Origin of the sequence: Streptomyces sp. CB02959, from assembly GCF_002803155.1 — a bacterium.
Classification (GTDB): Bacteria; Actinomycetota; Actinomycetes; order Streptomycetales; family Streptomycetaceae; genus Streptomyces.
This window is the reverse complement of the sequence record NZ_NNBP01000064.1, coordinates 10,752-17,109: the sequence shown is the minus strand read 5'-3', so window position 1 is coordinate 17,109 and position 6,358 is coordinate 10,752. Positions and strand designations below refer to the sequence as shown.

8 protein-coding genes and 1 pseudogene are annotated in these 6,358 nt (G+C 67.6%); 7 read left to right on the top strand and 2 right to left on the bottom strand.

Annotation, left to right across the window (positions count from 1 at the left end; genetic code table 11):
• The first annotated feature begins 128 nt into the window (after nt 1-128).
• The 7 genes and pseudogenes from CG747_RS46180 to CG747_RS50875 all read left to right on the top strand — a co-directional run.
• The gene (locus CG747_RS46180) at nt 129-887 is read left to right on the top strand and encodes an SDR family oxidoreductase (protein WP_100607859.1); all 759 of its coding nucleotides are present in this window, start codon (nt 129-131) and stop codon (nt 885-887) included.
• 83 nt (nt 888-970) lie between these two features.
• Nucleotides 971-1,270 carry a putative quinol monooxygenase gene (locus CG747_RS46175; protein WP_107490360.1) on the top strand — a complete coding sequence of 100 codons (300 nt, stop codon included), beginning with the start codon at nt 971-973 and terminating at the stop codon, nt 1,268-1,270.
• 10 nt (nt 1,271-1,280) lie between these two features.
• Nucleotides 1,281-1,973: a nitrile hydratase subunit beta gene (gene nthB / locus CG747_RS46170; protein WP_308303866.1), complete on the top strand. Its 693-nt coding sequence runs from the start codon at nt 1,281-1,283 to the stop codon at nt 1,971-1,973.
• Nucleotides 1,970-2,569 carry a nitrile hydratase subunit alpha gene (nthA, locus tag CG747_RS46165; RefSeq protein WP_100607856.1) on the top strand — a complete coding sequence of 200 codons (600 nt, stop codon included), beginning with the start codon at nt 1,970-1,972 and terminating at the stop codon, nt 2,567-2,569. Before nthB ends, nthA begins: the two co-directional genes overlap by 4 nt.
• Nucleotides 2,566-2,913 carry a nitrile hydratase accessory protein gene (locus CG747_RS46160; RefSeq protein ID WP_100607855.1) on the top strand — a complete coding sequence of 116 codons (348 nt, stop codon included), beginning with the start codon at nt 2,566-2,568 and terminating at the stop codon, nt 2,911-2,913. The genes nthA and CG747_RS46160 overlap by 4 nt, the downstream gene beginning before the upstream one ends.
• 672 nt (nt 2,914-3,585) lie before the next feature.
• Nucleotides 3,586-4,116 (top strand): carbonic anhydrase, encoded by a 531-nt coding sequence (locus CG747_RS46150; protein ID WP_100607854.1) that lies wholly within the window; start codon nt 3,586-3,588, stop codon nt 4,114-4,116.
• Nucleotides 4,117-4,218: 102 nt separating this feature from the next.
• Nucleotides 4,219-4,728: pseudogene (locus CG747_RS50875) on the top strand (MBL fold metallo-hydrolase); the annotation flags it as partial.
• 531 nt (nt 4,729-5,259) lie between these two features.
• On the opposite strand, the gene CG747_RS46140 reads toward CG747_RS50875, so the two are convergent.
• Complete coding sequence (locus CG747_RS46140; protein WP_146022301.1) at nt 5,260-5,511, bottom strand: integrase core domain-containing protein; 252 nt, start codon at nt 5,509-5,511, stop codon at nt 5,260-5,262.
• Between the two features lie 52 nt (nt 5,512-5,563).
• Nucleotides 5,564-6,358, bottom strand: a 795-nt coding sequence (locus CG747_RS46135) for an IS30 family transposase (RefSeq protein WP_146022302.1), incomplete at its 5' end; no start/stop codon positions are given.

The window sequence follows — 6,358 nt, the reverse complement described above, 5'->3', positions numbered from 1 at the left end:
CCTGCCTTCATGCCCACAGCCGACGGCGATCACTCGATCGAGACTCCCGTTCGACACGCACCCCTCAAAATCGGAACGACAACAGCGTCTCAGGACAACCTCGGCAAGACCGCACCGCAGGAGGATTCATGACTGTTGAGCCGCCTGCGGAGTACGGCTCCCCCGACCAGGCCCTGCACGAGCAGACCCTCGTCGCCATCGGCGGGAGCGCAGGTATCGGGCTGGCGACCGCACGGCTCGCCCGTAACCAGGGCGCCGCAGTCGTCCTGACCGGACGGGACCCAGCACGGCTGCGCACCGCGGCCCAAGAGGCCGATGCGTTCAGCACCGCGGCTTTCGATGCCCATGACGCGGCGCAGCTGGAGCGGTTCTTCCAGCAGCTGCCAGGGCCGATCGATCACGTGCTGGTCACCGCAGGTGGCCCGTCCTACGGCCGCCTTCTGGACATGGACGCCGAACAGGCACGCCGGGCGCTCAGCGACCACATGGTGCTCGCGCTCGAGGTAGCGCGCCACTGCGCCGGCACGGTACGCCCGGGCGGCACGCTGCTGCTGATGGGCGGCACGGGAGCGCGCCGGATCCGGGCTGCTCTCGGTGTCGCCCCCGCGGTCACCGCCGCGTTGCCCGCGTTCACAGCCAGTCTTGCACTCGAGCTCGCGCCGGTCCGGGTGAACCTGATTTCCGCCGGCTTCGTGGACACACCGTTGTCGGCCCGGCTGCTCAGCGACGCACTCGACGCCCGCCGCGAGGAACTGCGCGCCGCACTGCCGATCGGCCGCGTAGTCGTACCCGAGGACGTGGCGGCGCTCGCCGTGCACATCATGACCAACACCGCACTCACAGGAGCGACCTATGACGTCGACGGAGGCCAGCAGCTCGTCGGCTGAGCGTCGGTGGCGGTCAACTGCCGGGCATCGCGGTGGCCCGAGATTGAGGTTTCCGGGCTTGATCGTGGTACGGGGCGAGGAACGTGGGCAGCGCCGCGAGTACTTCCTGGGGGCCTCCTCGGCCAGCCAGTGGCCCGTGTGTCCGGCAAGCCGCTGAGGCGGTCCTTGAACATGAAGCCGGCACCCTGGTGTATGCCTGCAGCGAGGTCGAGGCAGCACCCAACCAACGCCTGTTCTTCGAGCTGTACGCCGACCGCGCAGCCTTTGACCAACACGGACGTCAGCCGCACGTCCGTCATTTCCTCAGCGAGAGCAAGAACAACGCGGAGATAACGGAGATCGACCGCCTCCGACCGTACGCCGGTAAATACACCTTCACATAGCCGCCTTCATATGCGTAAGAGAGGTCGTGCCATGGACGGAATCGCCGACATGGGGGGCACTCAGGGATGGGGCCCCGTACGTCCACCTCAGCGTGACGAACCCGTCTTCGCGGAGGACTGGCAGCGCAAGGCGTTCGCGCTGGCGATCATCTCCAGCCGCGCCGCAAGCGGCGGCATCAACACGGACGCCTTCCGGCACGCACTGGAGCGCCTGGATCGAGCGCATTACATCGACGACGGCTATTTCGGGCGCTGGCTCAACGCCGGCGAGCTGATGCTCACCGAGCGCGCCATCCTGGCGCCGGGCGCGGTCGAGGCACGGGCCCGCAACCTGAGCGGCGAACACGTACCGGAGCCGCCCGTCACCGAGCCTGTGCGGCTGCACTACGCGCCCACGGCCGAGGGGTCGCTGCGTTCGCTGGACGCCGCCCCCGCTTTCGGCGTCGGCCAGCGCGTCCGCGCCAGGAACGTGTCCGTGCCCGGACACACCCGGCTGCCCGGCTATGTCCGGGGGCACGCTGGAGTGGTGGAGATCATCCAGCCCGCCCACGTACTGCCGGACACCAATGCACACTTCATGGGCGAAAACCCGCAATATGTTTACTCCGTGCTGTTCGACTCGCACGAGCTGTGGGGCCCAGACGCCGAACCCTTCACCGTCACCGTGGACATCTACGAGAGCTATCTGGAGACCACCGCATGACCACCACCGGCGGCTCCGACGAGAGCCCTTCCGTGGCACTGCGCACCGAGGCGCTCGAACAACTTCTCACCGAGCGCGGCCTGATCGACCCGAAGGCCATGGACGCGATCATCACCCGCTATGAGACGAGCGTGGGCCCACTCAACGGCGCCAAGCTCGTCGCCAGAGCATGGACGGACCCCGAATACCGGCGGCGTCGACTCGAAGACGGCACCGCCGCCATCAAGGAACTCGGCTTCTCCGGACAACAGGGCGAGCACATCGTGGTGGTCGAGAACACGCCGACCGCCCACAACGTCGTGGTGTGCACGCTGTGCTCGTGCTACCCCTGGCCGGTCCTCGGCCTGCCGCCAAGCTGGTACAAGGACCCCGCCTACCGCGCACGCGTGGTCAGGGAACCGCGCACGGTGCTGGCCGAGATGGGACTCACACTCGACGACGACGTGCAGATCACCGTCCGAGACTCCACCAGCGAGGTGCGCTGGCTCGTACTGCCCGAACGTCCACCCGGCACCGAGCACCTCACGGAAGACGAACTCGTGCCACTCATCACCAGGGATGCCATGGTCGGCGTAGCCAAGGTGGCGACACCGTGAGCACGCCGCTGGACACCGAGGGCCCGGCAGCCCCTCCCCGCTCCAACGGTGAACTGGTATTCGCCGAGCCGTGGGAAAGCCGCGCCTTCGGCATGGCCGTCACCCTGTACGAGGCGGGCGTCTTCAGCTGGCCGGAATTCCAGACCGCGCTGATCGCCCGGATCACTGCCTGGACAGCCTCGCGGGAGCACGACGAGCCATACGACTACTACCGACTATGGCTGGGTGCCCTGGAGGACGTACTCGCCGACCTCAGCGCCGTGTCCGAGGACGAAGTCATCGCACGCGCCCAAGCCATGGCACAACGCTCCCCGGGGCACGACCACCGCAACCACGCGCGTTGACTCCGAGACGCCTCCCAGACCGGCCTTCCTGCCGGCGCATTGAGCGAGCCTCCGGATGGTTCGCGACGAGCGGACGCAAAGGCTCCGCTCGGATCCGCCGAAGTCGCCACCCGCGCGCGGGTGGCTCACAGCCCGGCACGGGGACATACTGCGACCCTCAACGACCGCCCCAGCGTCATCACCTGGAGCAAGGACGACACCCCGCGCTTCCTCCTCGCCTTCACCGTCACCGACGGCCACATCACCGAGACCATCTGCCGGCAAAGGCCGCGCCCATTCAAAGTGGTCCCCCCTGACCCCGCAGAGACGTGGCGCTCAGCCCCTGAGAACAGCTCAGTGGCTGAGCGCACGCTCATCGCGGTAAGCCACGGGGCTCGGTGCATCGCCGCATCAACCGCGGTCACTCAGCGTGTACTGGGCAGTGATAATTCCGTTTATAACCGGTGCCCAGAAACCTCGGCTCTGCGGCGCATCACGATCACGACTGGTATCGACTCATCACGCAGGGTGCAAGTGCAGGCATTCGGGCGCGAATCACGCCTTGCCTGATCACGAATTGCCGCAAGGTCGAGTGGCACAGGCGGCGACGGCGGGCCAGGATTGACGGCAACGGGAAGTCGGCGTCGGCGTCACCCAGAGGCCAGGCTCAGAGCAAGATGAGGTACCGGCACAGTGATCGACACGGACGAGCTAGCCAAGCGGAACGCCGACTTCGCCGACGGCGGATCATTCGCCGCCCTCAAGCTCATGCCCAGCGGCAGTCTGACGGTCATCGGATGCGTCGACCCTCGTGTCGACCCGTCCGACGTCCTCAGGCTCAAGCTCGGCGAGGCAGCGGTGATCCGCAACGTCGGAGGGCGGGTCACACCCGCGGCACTCCGGACGCTGGGGATGCTCTCGAAGGTCGTACAGGCCCGCACCGGCGGCCCCGGCCCGGCCACCAACCACTATGCGGTCCTGCACCACACCGACTGCGGGATCACGGACCTGGCCGCGTTCCCCGAGCTGCTGGCCGATTACTTCGAAGTCCCGGCCGCAGACCTGGACGCCAAGGCGGTCACCGACCCGGTCGCCGCCGTCCGCGTCGACGTGGGAATCCTCAAGCAGAAGCTTCGGGCCGGAGTCTTCGTCTCGGGGCTCGTGTACGACGTTGCCACCGGGCTCATCGACGTCGTCGTCCCGCCCGCGCGAGTGGACGCATGACACCGCGCGGCGCCTGCGGCGACTCCGACCGGCACGACCTCCGTGGGCCTGCTGCTTGTACCGGGATCTACCGGTCGTATCGACGGGGAGGCGCTTTCCAGCATGTGCGACGATCACGGGCACTCGACCGCCGAGGCGGCGTGGTCGGCGCCTTGCGTCGCGGAGGGACAGGCTGTTGACCCGGTGACGCTGCCCGAGGTCGACGAGGTCAGGGTCACGACGATGGTCGACAACACCTTCGACGCCCTGCTGGCCTCTGCCGAAGGCGTCAACCGAGCCCCGATGGACGCCGGGCGGACCTCCGCGTGCCAGTTCGCCGACGGCGAGGCCCTCGCAGGGCTGCGTGCCGAGCACGGCTTCTCCGCCCTGGTCACCGTCCAAAGCGGGAACACGAGCAGCACGCTGCTGTTCGACACCGGCGCGTCGCCGGACGGGCTGGCGGTGAACGCCGAGCGTCTCGGCATCGATGTCGGCGGCCTGCAGGGCGTCGTGCTCAGCCATGGACACTTCGACCACGCGGGCGGCTTCGTCGGCCTGGCCCGGCTGCGCGGGCGCTCCGGCCTGCCGCTGACCGTCCACCCCGCGGTCTGGACCCGCCGCCGCCTGGAACTGCCCGCCGGCCAGGGTATGGAGATGCCCACGCTGTCACGGGGTGCCCTGGAACGCGAAGGGTTCGAGGTGATCGAGCGCCGGCAACCGTCGCTGCTGGCAGGCGGCATCCTGATCACCGGCGAGGTGGACCGCGTCACCGAGTTCGAGCACGGCATGCCGCACGCACACCAGGCCTGGGACGAAAACGGCTGGCGACACGACCCCACCGTCATCGACGACCAGGCACTCGTCATCAACGTGCGCTGCCGGGGACTTGTCATCATCACCGGGTGCGGCCACGCCGGAGTGGTCAACATCATCCGGCACGCCGTGAGGCTGACCGGCATCAGCAGACTGCTGGCCCTCATCGGCGGCTTCCACCTGAGCGGCCCCGCCTTCGAGCCAGCCATATCCACCACACACCCAAACACGGCTCATGGCTCAACATCGCCGAGATCGAACTCTCCGCACTCACCCGGCAATGCCTCGACCGCCGCATCGACGACCTCAACACACTCAACTGTCCATCCCCTCTGAGTGTGGAGGGTTTCGTTAAGCGGCTTGGGGCTGTTGTTCTCTGACGATGCGCCTGTTCTCGTAGTCGATGGGTGACAGCCAGTCGCATGCGGAGTGCCGACGGTGGGGGTTGTACCAGTCAGTGATCCAGGTGGCGATCTTGATGCGGGCCTCAGCACGGGTGCGGAACCGCTGCCGGTGGACGTACTCGACCTTGAGCACGCTGTTGAACGCCTCGCTGACGGCGTTGTCGAAACACGACCCGACTCGGCCCATGGACTGGGTCACGCCCAGGCGGCGACAGGTGTCACCGAACAGACGTGAGGTGTACTCGGCGGATTCAACTGATCGTCGCAACACCGGCTTGCGCTGATCGTAGATGATCGTCGAGGGCTTCGGCGGGTGTCTTCCAGTCGAGGGTCTTGCGTGGGCGGGAGTTGAGGACGGTGGCGATGGCTGTTAGCTCGTCGGTGTTCCATCGGGACAGGTCGGTGCCCTTGGGGAAGTACTGGCGCAGCAGTCCGTTGGTGTTTTCGTTCGTGGCGCGCTGCCAGGGAGAGTGCGGGTCAGCGAAGTAGACCGGTAGTCCGGTTTCGACCGTGAGTTGGGCGTGAGCGGAGAGCTCCTTCCCGCGGTCCCAGGTGAGGGATCGGCGGAGTTGCCCGGGCAGGGTGGCCATGGTGGTGGCCAGGGCGTCCTTCATGGCAACGGCACCGTAGCCGGCCAGTGCGGGCCCGTTCTTCGTGCGTGGGATCGTGCCGTAGCCCTCGGCCCGCGGCAGGTGGACCAACATCGTGTAGCGGGTCGCGCGTTCGACGAGCGTGCCGATCGCCGACCGGTTCAGCCCGATGATCAAGTCCCCTTCCCAGTGACCGGGAACAGCGCGGTCGGCGGCTTCGACGGGTCGCTGGCTGATCATCACCTCCGGGGTGACATGACCGCCCGGCTTCTTGCGGGCCCGTGCGCGCGGAACACGCAGGGCGCGCCCCGTGCGCAGGCAGGCCACGAGCTCACGCTTGAGAGCGCCGCGGCTCTCGACGTAGAGGGCCTGGTAGATCGCCTCGTGGCTGATACGCATGGACTTGTCCTCGGGAAAGTCGATCTTCAGTCGGGCCGAGATCTGCTCCGGGCTCCA

Bases quoted from the DNA above. Each gene is read 5' to 3' on its own strand.
- CG747_RS46180 (WP_100607859.1), top strand. From the start codon at position 129: ATGACTGTTGAGCCGCCTGCGGAGTACGGCTCCCCCGACCAGGCCCTG.
- nthA (WP_100607856.1), top strand. From the start codon at position 1,970: ATGACCACCACCGGCGGCTCCGACGAGAGCCCTTCCGTGGCACTGCGC.
- nthB (WP_308303866.1), top strand. From the start codon at position 1,281: ATGCGTAAGAGAGGTCGTGCCATGGACGGAATCGCCGACATGGGGGGC.